Genomic DNA, 442 nt, shown 5'->3' with positions numbered 1-442 from the left:
CAGGAGAAGGCCGGCTTGCACCTGCAGCTCTACCAGAAGCACTACTGGCTCTACCCGGCCAAGCAGCCGCCGGCTGCGGCCAGACAAGCAGTTGAAGCTGACCGGCCCTTTTGGTTTCAGGGCCGCTGCTTTCTCTTGAGCCGGACCCGGATGGACCGGCCCTGTCTGGCAGTTCTGTCATTTCCCGGGAAATTATCTGCCGGGAGCCTGCCTGCCGGTCAGCGCCTGCGTCTGGGCGACGGCCACCGCGCCAAGAGCAAGAAGCTGTTCGCGGCAGCCGGAATACCCCTGGTGCTTCGCGGCAACTGCCTCAGCCTCTTTGCCGGTCTGGAAGCAGTTTACGTTGAGGGCTGCTATCAGCAGCCGCCAGCGGCCGCGGAAGAGCCGCTTTATCTCTACCAAATGGAAACATCTGAGAAAGCTGGTTAAAAACTTCGATAGT

1 pseudogene is annotated in these 442 nt (G+C 60.9%); it reads left to right on the top strand.

From position 1 onward, the window contains the following. Positions 1-429 (top strand): annotated as a pseudogene (locus tag lacNas_RS10685) (tRNA lysidine(34) synthetase TilS C-terminal domain-containing protein); the annotation flags it as partial. Positions 430-442 lie beyond the last annotated feature (13 nt).

Origin of the sequence: Lactobacillus nasalidis (genome assembly GCF_016587775.1) — a bacterium.
Lineage (GTDB): Bacteria > Bacillota > Bacilli > Lactobacillales > Lactobacillaceae > Lactobacillus > Lactobacillus nasalidis.
Note: the sequence above shows the minus strand (reverse complement) of the source record. Positions and strands in the feature narration are given on the sequence as shown.